The sequence below is a fragment of the Acidobacteriota bacterium genome, assembly GCA_030949985.1.
Classification (GTDB): domain Bacteria; phylum Acidobacteriota; class Polarisedimenticolia; order J045; family J045; genus JALTMS01.
The window spans coordinates 1-2618 of the sequence record JAUZRX010000030.1 but is presented as its reverse complement, the minus strand read 5'-3'; the positions used below and the strand labels follow the sequence as shown (position 1 = coordinate 2618).

Here is a 2618-nt window from a genome sequence, read left to right as displayed (position 1 = left end):
AGCGTGACGCTCGAGCAATGGCGGAACGGTCAGTTGATCTCGACTTCAACCACTACGTTCAACGCGGACATCGGTCAGAGCATCCTGTGTGACGAGAGCTGCAAGGTGTCGCTATGCACGGCTACGTGCCGCGTCCTGTATAGCTCCTTGGTCGTTTTCGGAGACTGCCGGAATAGTGCCCACATCTGCCCGGAGAATCAGAACCTTGCGACCTGTCAGTGCGCGCACGAAGTCCCTTTCTCACAGCTACTGGTGCTGATCACCGGTGATGTCCTTCGGGCGACCGTTACTCCTGGACCGACGACGATCGATCCCGACATGAGCAACAATGTGAAAGAAATAACAGTGCCATGACAGCGGGGCCGGAGCGTTGTCAGGTCCTCGGTGGATCCGCAACGCTCCGGCTTCCTCTGGGCGGGGAACACGGCATGAATGATAGACAACAAGTCAGCTTGATGAGGTGGTTGCGCACTGTAGTTCTCACATCATGCTGCCTGGCGATACCCGGGGTCGCCTGGGGAATCGCGTCGAGTAGCCGGTCGGATGCGATTGATGTCGTGATACGGGTCATTCCGGAAGTCGTCGGGGATCGGGGCCTTTCCAGCGAGTTCGAGAACGACCTCCTCGTCAACCACCATGTTGTCTTCGTGAAGCCCGTTTTTCGAGGCCGGAGCGTGTTGAGGTCAAGGCTGTCCCGGCAATACCGCCTGCACCGCTATTTCTGGTTGCGATTTCCGGGCGGTGTGGATGCCGATTGGATTGTCCGGCGGCTCGAGGGGGATCCGCGGATCGAGTATGCGGTAGTCGAGAAGATCTATCGTGCCTGTGAAATCACCCAGGCGATGTCGAACGATACTCACTTTGGCGAGCAGTGGGATCTCCAGAACACGGGTCAGCAAGGAGGCAAGCCGGGTGCCGACATTGATGCGGTGGAAGCCTATCCTCTTGCCAGTGGTGATTCGAGGGTCGTCGTTGCCGTCCTGGACGACGGTGTCGACGGTCGGCACAGGGAACTGCATCGCCGAATCGTACCTTTCGGCGACTCTTTTTGCTGTGGTACGAGTGAGCAGATTTATAACCCCGAGGCGGTCGGGGCGGACGCGCATGGCACGAGGGCTGCCGGCATTGCTGTCGCGGAGTCGGACAACGCCTTTGGGGTTGCCGGCGTGGACAACTGGGGCCTGCTGATGCCGGTCAAGGTTGGGGAAGGGGGCGGCTACGGTGGCCTCGCGATTGCTGACGGGATTCGACACGCTGCCGACCGTGGCACCGAAGTGATCAGCATGAGTCTCGGAGGAGCAGGAAGCTCTGTATTGAGCGATGCTGTGGGCTACGCCTTCGCTTCGGGTGTCGTGATGGTCGCGGGTGCCGGCAACGTGAATGCGCCAGTGGTCGCCTACCCGGCCGCCTATCCGGAAGTGATTGCCGTGGGAGCCACCAACCGCTTCGATCAGCTCGATCCCAATTCCGCGTACGGTCCCGATCTCGACGTGGTGGCACCCGGCAGGGACATCCCGACCGTGCGGCCATTCTCCGACGAGGACACCTTCGATCTGTTCAGCCTCACCTCCGCAGCGACGCCTGTGGTGGCCGGTCTGTGCTCCGTACTCAAAGCCGTGGACCCGACTCTCACTCCGGGCCAGGTGATGGACATCGTCCGGCGCAGCGCGGACGACCAGGTGGGTGAGCCGGAGCGAGACCTACCGGGGCGCGACGACTTCTACGGCTGGGGGCGGGTCAACCTGCTGCGAGCGGTGGAAGAGCTGGGCCTGGTCAGTCGCGACCGGGTGCACGTGCAGCAGATCCGCCTCGAGCGCAGCGATCCGCAGACCCTGGAGGTGCGGGTCTGGGTGGTGGACGACCTGACGGGAGTCGAGGAGGGAGTGCTGGTGGAGGGGCGCCTCCAGGCGCCGGACGGCTCCGAGCAGCAACTCAGCGCCACCACGGGTGGCAGCGGGATGGCCGTGTTGGCCCACCAGCCGGGCGGAACTCTGCCGGCGGGGGCCTGGACCTTCACCGTGGACCAGCTCTCCAAGCCGGGCTTCACCTACGACGCCGCGGAGAACCGGGAAACCGCACGGACCCACGACCCCGACCTGGACGGGATCCACGTGGCTCTGGTCACCATGGCGGAATGGGATCAGTACGGCATCGTGGAGACCTGGGTGCAGGTGCTCGACGACGACGGCTTCCCGGAGGGCGACGTGGAGGTCGACGGCACCCTCGAGTTTCCGGACGGCTCGACGATGCCGATGAGCGATCCGACCAGCTTCGCCGGAGGGGGCATCGCCTACTTCCGCTACAACCCCAGCCCCGACCCCACGCCCGTCGGGACCTACACCTTCCGCGTCACGGCGATCCGCAAGAGCGGTTTTACCTGGGAGACCGACAAGGACGTGCCCCTGACGGCGACGCTGGAGGTACTCGACGACAACGGCGACGTGGACGGCGACGGGGTGATCAACAACGACGACCTGTGCGTGGATCTCCCCAACCCGGGCCAGGAAGATGCCGACGGGGACGGCTTCGGCGACCTCTGCGACCTCTGCCCCGAGGTGGCAGATCCGGCCCAGGAGGACCACGACGGCGACGGCGTGGGCGACCGCTGCGATTGCGCC

2 protein-coding genes are annotated in these 2618 nt (G+C 64.0%); both read left to right on the top strand.

Going from position 1 to position 2618, the window contains the following annotated elements:
• Positions 1 to 354: hypothetical protein (locus Q9Q40_09360; protein ID MDQ7007428.1), on the top strand; the 354-nt coding region annotated here is incomplete at its 5' end.
• A 488-nt stretch (positions 355 to 842) separates the two neighbouring features.
• On the top strand, positions 843 to 2618 hold a 1776-nt coding region (locus Q9Q40_09355; protein MDQ7007427.1), incomplete at its 3' end, for a S8 family serine peptidase.